Consider the following 14,976-nt stretch of genomic DNA (forward strand, 5'->3'; position numbering starts at 1 on the left):
TCAACAGCGGAACTCGATCAATCAACTCCGCCGGGCCAACCAAGCCGAGACCGGAACTCACGTTTTTCCACGGCCTCGGTCGATCCCGGTCATTCGCTCTCTCGTCGAGCCGCGGCCCGACCTAAGACCTCGGTCGGCTCCAGGCCAGCGCCGCCCAGCCGGCCATGAAGGCTAGCCCGCCCAGCGGCGTGATGGCGCCCAGCCAGCGGGGCGCGCCCAAGCCCATGGCCCAGAGCGAGCCGGAGAAGAGCACCAGGCCCGCCAGGAACAGCGGCGGCGCCAGGCTCGCGCCGCGTCCGCTCCGCTGTCCGGCGGCGAAGACCGCCAGCACGTGGACAAAGCCATAGAGCGCGCCGGTCTTCAGCCACTCCTGGGCCTTGGGATCGGTGATCCCGTGGGCGGCGAAGGCGCCGAAGCCGACGCAAAGCAGACCGCCGACAGCGGCCACGCGGAACCAGGGACCCATGCGAACTACCCCCAGACCGCGGGACGGCGGCCCTTCCAGGGGGCTTCCTTCTCAAGTTGCGCGGCCAGGCGGAAGAGGGTGGCTTCGTCGGCGTAGCGGGAACTGAACATCATGCCGATCGGCAGGCCGTTCGAATCCATCTCCAGCGGCAGGGAGATCGAGGGCTGACCCGAGAAGTTCATCGGCGGGGTGAAGGGGAAGACCTGGCCCTGGCGGCGATTGACCTCCTTGGGCTCCAGGTTCACCGGATCGATGAAGCCGACCTCCGGCACTGGCGTGCCCAGCACCGGGCAGAGATAGACGTCCCAGTCCTCGAAGAAGGCCAGGGTGAAGCGGTTCAGGGCGCGCAGGTCCTGCAGGGCGCGGAAGGCCTGGGCGCCGGTGACCTTGCGGCCGCCCTTCAGCGAGGCCCAGGTCAGCGGCTCCAGCTCGTCCTGCTCGGGCTCACGGCCCACCTCGTCGATCAGCCGCTCCATGCCGCCGGCGAAGTTGGCGCCGCTCACCGGGCCGCGCGCGGCGTAGAGGGCGCGGTAGTCGATGCCCAGGCCTTTCTCCACCACCTCATGGCCGAGGCCTTTCAGGAGGATGGCCGTGCGTTCCAGCGCCGCCTGGATCTCCGGATCGATGGGGCGGCCATTGGCGGTCTCACTGGACCAGGCGATGCGCAGTTTGCCGGGAGAGGTCTCGATCTCCTCGGCATAGGGCCGCGCCTTGGGGGGCGGGGCGTAGGGGGAGCCCGGTTCGGGGATGCCGGTTGCGTCCAGCATGACGGCGCTGTCGCGCACGGTGCGCGTCACCACATGATCCACCACGAAGCCGGCGGCGTAGTCGTAGGCGTCGGGCAGGTTGGGCACCCGATCGCGATTGACCTTCAGCCCCACCAGGCCGCAGCAGGCCGCCGGGATGCGGATCGAGCCGAGGCCGTCCGAGGCATGGGCCATGGGCACGATGCCGGCCGCCACCGCCGAGGCCGCCCCGCCCGAGGACCCGCCCGCGATGTGGGCCGGGTTCCAGGGATTGCGGCACGGGCCCAGCAGAGCGCTCTCCGTCGTGCCGGTGATGCCGTATTCCGGGGTGTTGGTCTTGCCCAGCGGCACGACGCCAGACTCGCGGTAGCGCCGGGTCAGGCCGCCGTCCTCGGTGTCGACGATGTGGCGCGCGAACCGGCTGCCCGAGGTGCGCGGCCAGCCGGCCACCGGCATGCCCAGGTCCTTGATCAGGAAGGGCACCCCCTTGAACGGGCCGTCGGGCAGGGGCCCCTTGGCGCGCTCGCGGGCCTCGTCATAGGCGGTGTGGACCACCGCGTTGAGGGCGCCGTTGTGCCGCTCGATGCGCTCGATGGCGGCGTCCACCAGCTCCAGGGGCGTGACCTCGCCCTTGGCCACCATCTGGCCCAGGGCGACGCCGTCGTGCTCGGAATAGTCGGTGATCGGCATGGTCTAACCTTGGCTGGCGGGCATGAGGAAACTCATCTTGGCGACGGGTTCGAGGCTGGGCGCCTGGCGCTTCAGGACGTCGAAGGAGGCTTCCGCCGCGTCGAGCGCGGCGTCGATGTCGCCCTCGGTCATCGCCGCGCACATGAACATGTTGTGCCACGGGTGGACGTAGACGCCACGGTTCAGCATCTCGCTGGACCAGCAGAAGCCCTTGCGCAGGTCCGGGTCGTCGTCGAACAGGAACAGCGGCATCTGCACCGGTCCCGAAACCCGGAAACCAAAGCCCGCCGCGCTCGCCCGCTCTCGCAGGCCGTCGGCCAACCGGTCGCCCAGGGTCTGCAGGCGCTCAAGGTAATCGGTGTCACGCACCAGCCGCAGGGTCTCGAGGGCGGCGGCCATCGGGGCGGCCTGGAACCAGAAGGAGCCGGTGACATAGATCTGCGAGGCGGCTTTCCTGGCCTTGTCCGCGCCCAGCATCATGGAGATCGGGTGGCCGTTGGCCAGGCACTTGCCCCAGGTGGACAGGTCCGGCTGCACCCCGATCCGCGACCAGGAGAGGTCCCGCGAGAGCCGCAGGCCGGCGCGAACCTCGTCTACGATCAGCAGGGCGCCGGTCCGGTCGCAGATTTCCCGGGCCTTGCGGGCATAGGCAAGATCGGGGTCAGCCTGGTCGATGAAGGCGTCGTGCTTGAAGGGGGCCGCGAAGATGCCGGCCAGGTCGTCCCCGGCCTGGGCCGCGGCGGCCTCGAGGCTGGCCACGTCATTGTAGTCGCAGAAGATCTGGTGGGCCTGATCGCTGGGGACCGTGCCCGCGGGACGGTTGACGCACCAGGTGGCCGCGCCGTGATAGGCGCCCTTGGCCCGGATGATGGTCTTGCGGCGCGTATGCTGGCGGGCGGTGGAGAGCGCCATGGAGGTGGCGTCCGTGCCGTTCTTGCAGAAGATCGCCCAGTCGGCGTGGGTGACGAGCGCGGTCATTTCCTCGGCAAGCCGCACTATCAGCTCGGTGGGACCCGTCAGGGTGTCGCCGAGGCCAAGCTGGCGGACATAGGCCGCGTCGATCTCGGGATGGGCGTAGCCGAACAGGTTGGGCCCGTAGGCGCACATGAAGTCGAGATACCGGTTGCCGTCCACGTCCCAGAGGTGGGCGCCCTCGGCCCGGGCGAAGAACTGCGGATAGTCGTCGGGCAACAGGCCCACCCCCTGGTGGCCGTACATGCCGCCCGGGATCACGGCGGCGGCGCGCTCGCGCAGGGCGCGGTCTCGGCTGTTGGGTCGGCTCATCGGTGTCCCTCGGTGTTCGCCAATTGCCATGGCTTGATCTGACCTTACGCTCCGCGCTGTCCTCGGCAACCGGGAGCGGACGATGAAGGCGATGATCTTGGGCCTGCTGGGCGCCATGATGGCGACGGGCGTGCAGGCGGCGAGCAGGAGCTTCCAGGACTGGACCGTGGTCTGCGACAACACCCGCGAGTGCTCGGCCTTCGGCTTCTCGGAGGACAGCTTCGAGGACCGCCCCTTCCTGCATGTGCGGCGCTCGGCGGGGGCTGACGCCGCGCCCGTGATCCGGCTCGTCCTGGTGGGGCAGTCCGGCGTACTGACGCCGTGGGCCGTGCGGGTGGACGGCAAGCCTGTGCCCGGTCTCGCGCCCAAGGCCGAGGGCGACGCCGAGTTCGTCCTGACGCCCATACAGGCTACGGCCCTGCTGGCCGCGATCCGCAATGGCCAGCGCCTGACCCTGGCGCCGGGCCGCAGCGATGTGCTGCTGACCGGCGCTTCGGCGGCCCTGCGCTGGATGGATGATCAGCAGCAGAGGGCGGGCACGGTCACCGCCCTGGTGGCGAAGGGCGGCAAGCCCGCCTCGATGGTCCCTGCGCCGCCATCGGTTCCCCTGGTCCGCCCTGGCCCGGCGGTGTCGCAGGCAGGCCTCCCAGACAAGCTGCCGCCCGGCATGCGGGCCCAGCTCGGCGAGGATTGCGACACCCAGCCGCCGAAGGACTTCAGCCCGATCATCGCCCGCCTGTCCCCCGGTGTCATCCTCTTCGGAGAACGATGTTATCTTGGAGCGTACAACGAAATCTACGCCTTCATGCTGGCCGACGAGCAGGGCGGCCAGATCCGCCCGGCCGAGATCCCCAACCTCGATGGTTTCTCCACAAACCTGCTGATGAACGCCAGTTTCGACCCCGAGACCCAGACCCTGAGCAATTTCGAAAAGGGCCGTGGGATCGCCGACTGCGGCGGCGTCAACAGCTGGATCTGGGACGGCAAGGCGTTCCGCGTCAGCGATCAGACCGAGATGCCGGCCTGCCGCGGGCTGAGCGCCGAGGCGTGGCCGGTGCTGTTCCGCTCGCGGCGCAAGTGACCGGTTAGAACAGCCCCATCAGAGTGGCGAAGAAGGCGACGATCGCGGCGATGATCGCCTTGGACAGGACGCCCAGGACCACGATGCTGACCGCCGCCATCACCCAGCCGATGATCGCGGCATAGCCGTCCCGTTCCGCCGTGCCGATGGCGAAGGCGGCGATGGCCAGGGAGGGCAGCATGTTGCCGAAGGGGATCGGCAGGAAGACGATGATGGAGAGCGAGAAGCAGATCGCGCCCATCAGCCGGTCGGCGAAACGGTTGTACATGAAGGTCAGCCGCGGCTTCAGCCGCCGCTCCAGCCGCTCAAGATGCGGCATCAGCTTTTCCGACAGGTTGCGGAAGTCCGACATGCTCATCGTCCGAGCCAGCAGGGCCTTGGGCAGCCACAGGGTGCGGCGGCCCAGCATCCACTGGGCGGTGATGAACGCCAGGGGCGCGCCGAGAATGGCCGAGACGCCGGGCGGCATGGGCAGGACCAGGGGGGCGGCGAACACGAACATCAAGGCCCCGAAGGCGCGGTCGCCAAAGGTCTCCAGGATGTCGGCCACCGACACCTTGCGAGTCTTGCGCTGTCCGATCAGGACGAGCAGTTCGGAGACACTGGCGGCGTGGGCTTTTTCGGTCATCGCAGCCCTGCGGCTACCATGCTTGGGCGTCGCTGCGGAAGGCCTGCTGCGATCACTTCGCACTACCGACTGCGCCTGGGAGAAATCGGCGTCCGACTCGGGCTAGCAGGGTGAACGATGTCGAGCCCGGTGCGCCTTGGTCTGTTCTACGGAGCCATCTTCATCGGGGGCGGCGCGGCCTCGCCCTATATACCGGTCTGGTTCGACCATCGCGGGCTGAGCGGCGCCGAAATCGGCCTGATCCTGTCGGCGCCGCTGCTGGCCCGCACCGTCACCGCGCCGCTGCTGGCCATGTGGGCCGACAGCTTTTCCCTGCGTCGGACCCCGCTGATCCTGATGGGCCTGGCGATGGCGGCCGGTTACGCCCTGATGGTGGCGCCCCTTGGCTTCGCCTGGTGGTTCGGCCTGTGGTTCATCGCCTCGACGATATACGCGACCGTAGGTCCCCTGACCGACGTGGTGGTCCTGGCCAGGTCCCAGAAGGACGGGTTTAATTATGGCTGGCCACGGGGCATTGGCTCGGTGGCCTTCATCATCGCCAATATCGGGATGGGCCTGATCCTGGCGCGGGGTTCGCCGGAACTGGTGCTGGTCTGGATCACGGTGTCGGGCCTGTTGGTGGCCTTCGGCGCACGCTATTGGCTGCCCCCCGATCCGGTTCGGGTTGGCGGCGGGACCGCGGCCCTGGCCGAGCGGATGGCGGGTTTGCGCGAACTGTTCGCAGATCGGGACTTCATGCTGGTGGTGATCTCGGCGGGCCTGATCCAGTCGGCCCACGCCTTCTACTACTCCTTCTCCACCCTGGCCTGGCGCGACCAGGGCATCCCGGAGTCGATGACCGGCCTGTTGTGGGGGGTCGGCGTCGCCGTCGAGGTGATCTTCCTGTGGTTCATGGAGCCCTGGCGGCGGCGGTTCGGCGCGCGAAACCTGCTGGTGCTGGGCGGGGTCGCCGCCGTGGTGCGCTGGGGCGCGCTGGCCATGTCGCCGCCCCTCTGGATGGTGTTCCCGATCCAGGCCCTGCACACCTTCACCTATGCGGCCACCTTCATCGGGGCGCTGCAGCTGGTGGATCAGCTCTCCAAGCCCAGCAACGCCTCGGCGGCCCAGACCATCAACTCCGCCCTTTCCGGTGGCGTGCTGAGCGGGGTGGCGACCATCGTCTCCGGCGCGCTGTTCGACCGTATCGGGGCGCACGGCTACTTCGTGATGGCGGCCATGTCCCTGGCCGGGCTGGCCGGCGCGGTCAGGCTGTACGGCGTCCGGCGGCTGGATAGCTGAGACAGCGCTTCCGCTTCGGGAGGCGGGGGCCTTACGCCACGACAGGGTTGCGGGCCGCCCCGATGGGGCGACTATGGCCGCAAAACAAAAGCGGGAGGAACGCCGTGCGCGCGTTGGAAGTGACGGCCCCCTGGGGCGGCGACCAGATCCGGGTGGTCGAAAAGCCCGATCCGACGCCCGGGCCAGGCCAGGTCCTGGTGCGCATGAAGGCGGTGTCGCTGAACTATCGCGACATGCTGATGATCAACGGTTCCTATAGTCGCGGTTCGGGCCAGGCGGCGACGATCACGCCGTTTTCCGATGGCTGCGGGATCGTCGAGGCGATCGGGCCGGGCGTCACGCGCGTGGCGGTGGGCGACCGGATCGCCACCCTGTTCTTCCAGAGCTGGCAGTCGGGCCGTCCGACCGTGGAGAAGCTATCCTCGTCCCTCGGCTTCCCGATCCCCGGCGCGGGGTCCGAACTGCAGCTGTTCAGCCAGGAGGGCGTCTCCAAGGTTCCGGCCTATCTGAGCGATCAGCAGGTGGCGACCTTGCCCTGCGCGGCGCTGACGGCGTGGCGGGGACTGTTCGAGGATGCGCGGCTGGAGCCGGGCGACACCGTGGTGCTGCAGGGGACGGGTGGGGTGTCGATCTTCGGCCTGCAGTTCGCCCACGCGGCGGGCTACCGGACCTTCATCACCTCGTCCTCCGACGAGAAGCTGGCGCGGGCCAAGGCGCTGGGGGCCGACCACCTGCACAACTACAAGACCGATCCCGAGTGGGGAAAAGCCGTGCGTGCGGCGACCGGAGGGGTGGGGGCCGACTTCATCATGGAGGTCGGCGGCGGCGGCACCATCCACCAGAGCCTGAGGGCGATCCGCATCAACGGCCACATCGCGGTGATCGGGGTGGTGGCGGGCGCGGGCGAGGGGCTCAATCCGGGCGCCCTGATCGGCAATTCGGCTAGGCTGCAGGGGCTGTCGGTGGGCTCGCGGGAGATGTTCGAGGCCATGTGCCGGGCGCTGGAGTTGCACCGTATCGCGCCTGTCGTCGACAAGGTGTTTTCCTTCACCGAGGTGAGCGCCGCCTTCGCCGCCATGGCCGCCGGCGAGCATTTCGGAAAGATCGTTCTCACCTTCTAGGGCGGGTTCAGGCCGGTCCGCCTGAACCCGTCCTGGTTTCAATTTGGCGCGCGTCGGACGCTAAACCGGTGTCCACTTTCGCTGACGCGCTTACGAGGAGCCGTCCGTGCGTACCAAAGGCATCAACCACTTGGCGCTCGTCTGCCGCGACATGGGCGAGACGGTGAGGTTCTATCGCGACGTGCTGGGCATGCCGCTGATCAAGACCATCGCCCTTCCGGATGGCGGCCAGCACTTCTTCTTCGACTGCGGCGGCGGGGCCAGTGTGGCCTTCTTCTGGTGGCCGGAGGTGCCGGCGGCCGCGCCGGGGATCGCCTCGGTGGCCAAGTTCCCCCAGGCGCCCAAGTCTGCCGTCGGCTCAATGAACCACGTGGCCTTCGACATGGAGGCTGACGACCTTCAGGCTAGCATCAAGCGCCTGCAGGCAGCAGGCGTCGAGGTTCTGCCCATGGTGGTCAATCACGACGACAGCGCCGCCGGGGTGGCGGCCGAGCTGCATCCCGGGGTCTTCGTCCGCTCGGTCTATTTCACCGATCCGAATGGCATCATGCTGGAGTTCGCGGCCTGGACGAAAGGCTTCGGCCCGCAGGACGTGGCCCATGAACCAGCCGGCGCGGCGGCGGAAGTCTGATGCCGCGCCTCAAACAGGTCTCGCGCGCGGAGGCTACATCCGAGGTCGTCACCAATACCTACGACCTTTTGTTTGGCGACCGTGATCCGGTGGCGCAGCCGGGGACCGCCACCGGGACGAACGGCGACTGGTGGACGGTGTTCGCCAACAGCCCCGACATCCTGAGGCACGCCAACCAGGGCTTCGCCCTCTACCGTTCGCCCGATCGCAAGCTCGATCCGGTGCTGCGGGAACTGGCCCAGACCCGGGCCGGCTGGGCGCGGGGCAGTCAGTTCGTCTTCTCCCAGCACTGCAAGTCGCTGCGCGGCCTGAAGGTCTCCGAGGAGCGGATCGCCTCGGTGCCGCACTGGCAAGTCGCCGATTGCTACGACGCCCAGGAGCGGGCGGTCCTGGCCTATGCCGATTGCCTGGTGCTACAGGGCGGGAGGACGCCAGAGACGGTGTTCGCCGCGCTGCGGGCCTTCCTCGACGACGAACAGATCCTCGAGCTGACCTACATAACCACGCTCTACGACATGCACGCGGTGATGAGCCGGGCCCTGCGCCTGGAATTCGACGACCGCGACGATCCCATCGTCGAGGTCGCGCCGCCGGAGGATTTCAGCGCGCGGGACTTCCTCGATACGGCGCGCCGCTCTGATTGAGTTTTGCACGTTATGGATGGTATTCGCGGGTCCTGGAGCGGGATTGCGGGCCATTTGCTTAAGTCTATTTTGAATCTTCGATGGGATGTTGCTGTCACTGTTCGTTGTGGCGGTGTGCGGAGATTCACTTGGAGTTGCATCACGACCCCACCCGGGCGACCGCGACGAAGGTCGTCAGCCTGCCGCCGCCGCTTGTCGAGCGCCTTGTCGCGGGGCAGGGGGCCTCAATGCGGCGGATCGCAGACGCCCTGCGGCCCTACCACTTGCAGGTCTCGCCGCGCCCAGAGGCCCTGGCCCTGACCGGCGAAGAGATCGCCGTGACCCTGGCCGCGGCGATTGTCGAGAAGATCGCCGAGCTGCTGCGCACCGAGGGCGGCCATGAGGGTCTGGTGGATGCGGCGATCGGCGGCGTCCTTAGCCACGCCTTCAAGTTCGAACTGGCCTATCGGCTCAAGGGGATCACCCAAGCCGTCCGGCCGATGTCCCTGAGCCAGGTGGGGTTCATGAACACCCTGCTGATGTCCGACCGGTCCCTGATCTTTGGCGTCGGCCCCACCGGCACCGGCAAGACTCATCTGGCCATCGCCGCCGGACTGAGCCTGCTGGCCGAAGGTCGGATCAAGCACCTGGTGATGACCCGGCCGCGGGTGATGCTGGAGGGCGAGGCCATGACGGCAGTCCTGCGGGCCGAGACCGCCTATGACGAACAGCTGACCCCGATCGAGGATGAACTGCGCCAGCTGATTGGCCACGACGAGATCCGCCAGCTCACCGAGCGGGGCATGATCGAGGTCATGCCGCTGGGCCGGATGCGCGGCCGGACCTTCAACGACACCATGCTGCTGGTCGATGAGGCCCAGAACATGACGGTGGGCAAGATGCGGATGGCGGCCACCCGCATCGGCCGCAACGGGCGGCTGGTGGTGACCGGTGATCCGGCCCAGGTGGACCTCGTGGGCGGCGACGAGGTGTCCGGCCTGGCCCACTTGCTGAAGCTGGTCGCCGGAACCGACCTGGCGGCCGTGCATCATTTCGAGGCCTACCAGATCATCCGCAACCCCGTGGTGGCCCGGTTGGAAGCCCTCTATTCCCACAGCAGCGGCGGGGAGATGCAGGCCGCGGCCTGAGAGGCCCTAGATCGAGTAGTCCAGCTCGCCTTCCAGCCAGGCGGTGATCTGCTCGGCCGCCTCCGTCGGCGATGTCTTGGTGGTGTCGATGACGATTTCGGCGGCTTCCGGAGCCTCATAGGGGCTGTCGATGCCGGTGAAGTTCTTCAGCTCTCCGGCGCGGGCCTTCTTGTAGAGGCCCTTCACGTCCCGGGCCTCGGCGACCTCGAGCGGGGTGTTGATATAGACCTCGACGAAATCGCCCTCCGCCTGGAGATCGCGGGCCAGCCGGCGTTCGGCGCGGAACGGCGAGATGAAACTCACCAGCACGATGAGGCCGGCGTCCGCCATCAGCTTGGAGACCTCGGCGACGCGGCGGATGTTCTCCACCCGGTCCTCGTCGGTGAAGCCCAGATCGCGGTTGAGGCCGTGGCGGACATTGTCGCCGTCCAGCAGATAGGTGTGGCGTCCCTCAGCGTAGAGCTTCTTCTCCACCAGGTTTGCGATGGTGGACTTGCCCGAGCCTGAGAGGCCGGTCAGCCAGACCACCCGGCCGCGCTGGCCCTTCAGCGCCGCGCGCGACGCCTTGTCGACGTCCAGGGCCTGCCAGTGGACGTTCTGGCTGCGGCGCAGGGCGAAGTGCAGCATGCCCGCCGCCACGGTCCGGTTGGAGATCCGGTCGATGAGGATGAAGCCGCCCAGGTCGCGGTTCTCGGCATAGGGGTCGAAGGCGATGGGGGCGTCGAGGCTGAGATTGCACACCCCGATCTCGTTGAGCTCCAGCCGCTTGGCGGCCAGGTGCTCCATGGTGTTGACGTTGACCTTGTACTTGGGCTCGGTGATCGAGGCGCCGACCGTCCGCGTACCGATCTTCAGCAGGTAGGGACGGCCGGGCAGCATGGCCTCGTCGTCCATCCAGACCACCGTGGCCTCGAACTGGTCGGCCACCGGCGGGGGGCTGTCGGCGATGGAGATGACGTCGCCGCGGCTGATGTCGATCTCGCTCGCCAGGGTGAGCGTCACCGACTGGCCGGCCACGGCCTGGTCCAGATCGCCGTTGAAGGTGACGATGCGGTCGACGGTGCTCTCGCGGCCCGAGGGCAGGGCCTTGATCTTGTCGCCGGGCTTGATGACGCCGGTGGAGATCAGGCCGGAGAAGCCGCGGAAATCCAGGTTCGGGCGGTTGACCCATTGCACCGGCATGCGGAACGGCCGGCTTTGAAGGTCATCCTCGACCGGCAGGGTCTCCAGCAGGTGCATCAGCGGCGGGCCGTCGTACCAGGGGGCGGCGTCCGAGTGCTCGGTGATGTTGTCGCCCTTGAGCGCCGACATCGGGATGGCGGTGAAGTCGGTGATGCCGATCTGGGCGGCGAAGGCGCGGTACTCGGCCAGGATGGTGTCGTAGGTCTCCTGGCTCCAGCCGACGAGGTCCATCTTGTTGATGGCCAGGATCACGTGACGGATGCCCAGCAGGCTGACGAGGTAGGAGTGCCGCCGCGTCTGGGTCAGCACGCCGCGCCGGGCGTCGATCAGGATCACGGCGGCGTCGGCGGTCGAGGCGCCGGTGACCATGTTGCGGGTGTACTGCTCGTGGCCGGGGGTGTCGGCGACGATGAACTTGCGCTTGTCGGTGGAGAAGAAGCGGTAGGCGACATCGATGGTGATGCCCTGCTCACGCTCGGCGGCCAGGCCGTCCACCAGCAGGGCGAAGTCGATGTCGCCGCCCTGCGTGCCCACCCGCTTGGAGTCGGCCTCCAAGGCGGCCATCTGGTCGTCCAGGATCATCTTGGAGTCATAGAGCAGCCGGCCGATCAGGGTCGACTTGCCGTCATCCACCGAGCCGCAGGTGATGAACCGCAGCAGGCTCTTGTGCTCGTGGGCCTGGAGGTAGGCGTCGATGTCCTGGGCGATGAGGTCGGACTGGTGGGTCCCGGCGGCTTGAACCGACATCAGAAGTAGCCCTCCTGCTTCTTCTTCTCCATCGAGGCGGCCTGGTCGTGGTCGATGGCCCGCCCCTGACGCTCGCTGGTGGTGGTGAGCAGCATCTCCTGGATGATCTCCGGCAGGGTAGCCGCCGTGCTCTCCACGGCGCCGGTCAGCGGGTAGCAGCCCAGGGTGCGGAACCGCACCGACTTCATCATCGGGGTCTCACCCGGCCGCAGGGGCATGCGGTCGTCGTCGACCATGATCAGCATGCCGTCACGCTCCACCACCGGGCGTTCCGCCGAGAAGTAGAGCGGCACGATGGGGATGTTCTCCAGGTGGATGTATTGCCAGATGTCCAGCTCGGTCCAGTTGGAGATCGGGAAGGCGCGGAAGTTCTCTCCCGTGGCCTTGCGCGTATTGTAGAGATGCCAGAGTTCGGGGCGCTGGTTCTTGGGGTCCCAGCGGTGCTGGGCCGAGCGGAAGGAGAGCACCCGCTCCTTGGCGCGGCTCTTTTCCTCGTCGCGCCGGCCGCCGCCGAAGGCCGCGTCGAAGCCGTACTTGTCGAGCGCCTGCTTCAGCCCCTCGGTCTTCCACATATCGGTGTGCAGGCTGCCATGGTCGAAGGGGTTGATGCCTCGTTCCCTGGCCTCGGGGTTTTGGTAGACCAGCAGGTCGGCGCCCAGCTCGGCGGCCATCCGCGCGCGCATCTCGTACATCGCCTGGAACTTCCAGGTCGTATCGACGTGCAACAGCGGGAAGGGGAGCTTGGAGGGGAAGAAGGCCTTCTGCGCCAGGCGCAGCATGACGGCGCTATCCTTGCCCACTGAATAGAGCATGACCGGGTTCTCGCACTCCGCCACCACCTCCCGGAAGATGTGGATGCTCTCGGCCTCCAGGCGCTGGAGGTGGGTGAGCGTGGCCGGGGTGATCTCCGGCGAGGATGCGAGAGCGGGGACCGCCATCAGGAAACCTTGCAGTTCAAAATCGGCCAGACCTTGGCCAGGCGGCTGACTTACGAGAGGCCCGCCTGGGATACGACAGAGAATTCCTGACAGCGTGTGGAGGAAAGAGCCACCGCCTTCAGTGTCCGAAAACCGCCAGCAACATGGGGTGATGTCCGAAAACCGCGAGACATCGAGAACCCGCGAGCAGACTATCAGCTCATGGATATGAACGACGACGCCTGTTACCGCGCCTTTTCGATGCGAGACGCCCGTTTCGACGGACGCATCTTTGGCGCCGTGAAGACCACCGGCATCTACTGCCGCCCAGTCTGCCCCGCCCGCACGCCCAAGCGCGAGAACATCGCCTTCTACCCCTCGGCGGCGGCCGCGCAAGAGGCCGGGTTCCGCCCCTGCCTTCGGTGCCGGCCGGAGACCTCGCCAGATCTCGGCTCTTGGAAGGGCACCTCCAACACCGTCTCGCGCGCCTTGTCGCTGATCGAGCAGGGGGCGCTGGACGAGGGCGATGTCGACGGCCTGGCCGACCGGCTGGGCGTCGGGGAGCGGCAGCTCAGGCGCCTGTTCCGCCAGCACCTGGGCGCCTCGCCCGTCGCGGTGGCTCAGACCCGCCGGGTGCTGCTGGCCAAGCAGCTAATCCACCAGACCCGCCTGCCCATGGCCGAGGTGGCGATGGCCTCGGGCTTCGGCAGCGTACGACGCTTCAACGAGACCTTCCAGCAGCTCTTCGACCGTCCGCCCGGCGCCCTGCGCCGCTCCGGAGCGGCCGATGTGGGCGCCGACGACGGGGCGGGGACGACGATCCGGCTGCCCTATCGCGCGCCCTATGACTGGGACGCCATGCTGGCCTTCTGGACCCTGCGCGCGATCCCAGGCGCCGAGACGGTGGTCGGCCGCCGCTATGCCCGCCTGCTGCAGGTGGGGGACGCCCACGGCCTGGTGATCGTAGGGCAGGGGGCCGGCGATTGGCTGGACGTCACCCTGCGCTTCCCGAAGGTCCAGGCCTGGCCGGCGGTGATCGCCAAGCTGCGCCGGGTCTTCGACCTGGCCGCCGACCCGGCCCTGATCAACGGCCATCTCTCGGAGGACCCGGAACTGGCCGCCCTCGTGGCCCGGCGTCCCGGCCTGCGGGCGCCCGGCGCCTGGGACGGGTTCGAGCTCGCCGTCCGCGCCGTGCTGGGCCAGCAGATCACGGTGGTCGCCGCCCGCAACCTGGCCGGCAAAATCACTGCGGCCTATGGCTCGCCGGTCCAGGACGATGCGGCCAACACGCTAGGCCTCACCCATCTGTTCCCGACGCCGGAACAACTGGCGAGCGCCGATGTCGAAACCCTGGGCATGCCCCGCGCCCGCGGCCGAGCCCTGGTCTCTCTGGCCGAGGTCGCCGCCGCCGATCCGAGCCTGTTTGGCATGAAGCGCAGCCTGGAGGCGGCGGTGGCCCAACTCCGCGCCCTTCCAGGCATCGGCGAATGGACCGCCCAATACATCGCCATGCGCGCCGTGCGCGAACCCGACGCCTTCCCACACGCCGATCTCGGCCTGCTGCGGGCCCTGGAGGACGAGAACGGACAACGGCCCACTGCGGCCGAACTGCTGACCCGCGCCGAACGCTGGCGCCCCTGGCGGGCCTATGCCGCCTCCCATCTCTGGGCGTCCGACGCGGCGCTCGACCCGAAGATCACCAAGGAGAAATCCCATGACCAAGTCGCTGCCTGAGACCCTGATCCTTGACCGCGTCGAAACCCCAGTCGGCGAGGCCCTAGTGGTGGTGGACGAAGCCGGCGTCCTGCGGGCCTTCGACTTCGCCGACTACGAGGCCCGCATGCTCAGGCTGATGGGCCGCCACTATCCCGGCATGGCGCTGACCCCTGGCCGTGCGCCGGAGCCGATCCGGGCGGCCGTCACGCGTTATTTTGCAGGCGACCTCTCCGCCTTCGACGGGATCGCCTGGGCTACCAACGGCACCGCTTTCCAGCGCAAGGTCTGGGAGGCGCTCTGCACGATCCCGGCGGGCGAGACCCTGAGCTACAAGGGCCTGGCCGAGCGGATCGGATCCCCCAGCGCCATGCGCGCCGTAGGCCTGGCCAACGGCTCCAACCCGGTGGCCATCGTCGTGCCCTGCCACCGCGTGATCGGGGCGAACGGAGGGCTGACCGGCTACGGCGGCGGCCTGCCGCGCAAACGCTGGCTGCTGTCCCACGAGGGCGCGACCTTCAAGGACGCGGTCGCAGCGTGAGCGAACCCAGCCCGTCATCCCGACCTGGCCTGCCGGCCGTCTGGGAGACGGGCGTTATTCTGCGGTGAAGGTGGGGCAGCCGGCACGTCCGTCGCCCTGATCGCCTGGTTTCAGGGTCGATCCACCCGGTCCCCCGTTACATGACGAAAATTTCACGTTACATGGCGTCGCGCCATTGCG

Annotated in this window: 14 protein-coding genes; 8 read left to right on the forward strand and 6 right to left on the reverse strand. The window is 68.1% G+C overall.

Features of this window, described 5'->3' with window-relative positions; genetic code table 11:
* Positions 1-121: 121 nt before the first annotated feature.
* Genes OCL97_RS03825 through OCL97_RS03835 form a run of 3 tightly spaced genes read right to left on the reverse strand, consistent with a single transcriptional unit; the run spans position 122 to position 3,186 of the window.
* The gene (locus tag OCL97_RS03825) at positions 122-466 is read right to left on the reverse strand and encodes a DUF423 domain-containing protein (protein ID WP_377367746.1); all 345 of its coding nucleotides are present in this window, start codon (positions 464-466) and stop codon (positions 122-124) included.
* Between the two features lie 5 nt (positions 467-471).
* Positions 472-1,902: an amidase gene (locus OCL97_RS03830; protein WP_377367748.1), complete on the reverse strand. Its 1,431-nt coding sequence runs from the start codon at positions 1,900-1,902 to the stop codon at positions 472-474.
* A 3-nt stretch (positions 1,903-1,905) separates the two neighbouring features.
* On the reverse strand, positions 1,906-3,186 hold the full coding sequence (locus tag OCL97_RS03835) for an aminotransferase class III-fold pyridoxal phosphate-dependent enzyme (RefSeq protein ID WP_304777277.1): 1,281 nt from the start codon (positions 3,184-3,186) through the stop codon (positions 1,906-1,908).
* 82 nt (positions 3,187-3,268) lie between these two features.
* Here OCL97_RS03835 and OCL97_RS03840 point away from each other — a divergent pair, with 82 nt between their 5' ends.
* The gene (locus tag OCL97_RS03840; RefSeq protein ID WP_377367750.1) at positions 3,269-4,267 is read left to right on the forward strand and encodes a DUF1176 domain-containing protein; all 999 of its coding nucleotides are present in this window, start codon (positions 3,269-3,271) and stop codon (positions 4,265-4,267) included.
* A 4-nt stretch (positions 4,268-4,271) separates the two neighbouring features.
* Here OCL97_RS03840 and OCL97_RS03845 read toward each other — a convergent pair whose 3' ends face one another.
* A complete protein-coding gene (locus OCL97_RS03845; protein ID WP_377367752.1) occupies positions 4,272-4,895 on the reverse strand; it encodes an exopolysaccharide biosynthesis protein in 624 nt (207 codons plus the stop codon).
* A gap of 117 nt (positions 4,896-5,012) precedes the next feature.
* On the opposite strand from OCL97_RS03845, the gene OCL97_RS03850 reads away from it, so the two are divergent.
* The 5 genes from OCL97_RS03850 (at position 5,013) to OCL97_RS03870 (ending at position 9,696) form a co-directional block, all read left to right on the forward strand.
* Positions 5,013-6,173: an MFS transporter gene (locus OCL97_RS03850; protein ID WP_377367754.1), complete on the forward strand. Its 1,161-nt coding sequence runs from the start codon at positions 5,013-5,015 to the stop codon at positions 6,171-6,173.
* Between the two features lie 104 nt (positions 6,174-6,277).
* The gene (locus tag OCL97_RS03855) at positions 6,278-7,294 is read left to right on the forward strand and encodes a zinc-dependent alcohol dehydrogenase family protein (protein WP_377367756.1); all 1,017 of its coding nucleotides are present in this window, start codon (positions 6,278-6,280) and stop codon (positions 7,292-7,294) included.
* Positions 7,295-7,400: 106 nt separating this feature from the next.
* Positions 7,401-7,925, forward strand: a complete 525-nt coding sequence (locus OCL97_RS03860; protein ID WP_310539854.1) for a VOC family protein — start codon at positions 7,401-7,403, stop codon at positions 7,923-7,925.
* Positions 7,925-8,569 (forward strand): carboxymuconolactone decarboxylase family protein, encoded by a 645-nt coding sequence (locus OCL97_RS03865; RefSeq protein ID WP_377367758.1) that lies wholly within the window; start codon positions 7,925-7,927, stop codon positions 8,567-8,569. The genes OCL97_RS03860 and OCL97_RS03865 overlap by 1 nt, the downstream gene beginning before the upstream one ends.
* A gap of 128 nt (positions 8,570-8,697) precedes the next feature.
* Complete coding sequence (locus tag OCL97_RS03870) at positions 8,698-9,696, forward strand: PhoH family protein (RefSeq protein ID WP_377367760.1); 999 nt, start codon at positions 8,698-8,700, stop codon at positions 9,694-9,696.
* A 6-nt stretch (positions 9,697-9,702) separates the two neighbouring features.
* Here the strand turns inward: OCL97_RS03870 and cysN are convergent, their stop codons facing one another.
* Both cysN and cysD read right to left on the reverse strand, forming a co-directional pair.
* Entirely contained in the window at positions 9,703-11,625 is a 1,923-nt protein-coding gene (gene cysN / locus OCL97_RS03875; RefSeq protein WP_377367763.1) for a sulfate adenylyltransferase subunit CysN, read from the reverse strand.
* Positions 11,625-12,563, reverse strand: a complete 939-nt coding sequence (gene cysD / locus OCL97_RS03880; protein ID WP_377367765.1) for a sulfate adenylyltransferase subunit CysD — start codon at positions 12,561-12,563, stop codon at positions 11,625-11,627. Before cysD ends, cysN begins: the two co-directional genes overlap by 1 nt.
* 201 nt (positions 12,564-12,764) lie before the next feature.
* Between cysD and OCL97_RS03885 the strand changes: the two genes are divergently transcribed.
* Together OCL97_RS03885 and OCL97_RS03890 are read left to right on the forward strand one after the other, a co-directional pair.
* Positions 12,765-14,276 (forward strand): AlkA N-terminal domain-containing protein, encoded by a 1,512-nt coding sequence (locus OCL97_RS03885; protein ID WP_377367767.1) that lies wholly within the window; start codon positions 12,765-12,767, stop codon positions 14,274-14,276.
* Positions 14,257-14,796 (forward strand): methylated-DNA--[protein]-cysteine S-methyltransferase, encoded by a 540-nt coding sequence (locus OCL97_RS03890; protein WP_304775829.1) that lies wholly within the window; start codon positions 14,257-14,259, stop codon positions 14,794-14,796. Before OCL97_RS03885 ends, OCL97_RS03890 begins: the two co-directional genes overlap by 20 nt.
* The last annotated feature ends 180 nt before the right edge of the window (positions 14,797-14,976 follow it).

The organism is Phenylobacterium ferrooxidans (assembly GCF_042714595.1).
GTDB lineage: Bacteria > Pseudomonadota > Alphaproteobacteria > Caulobacterales > Caulobacteraceae > Phenylobacterium > Phenylobacterium ferrooxidans.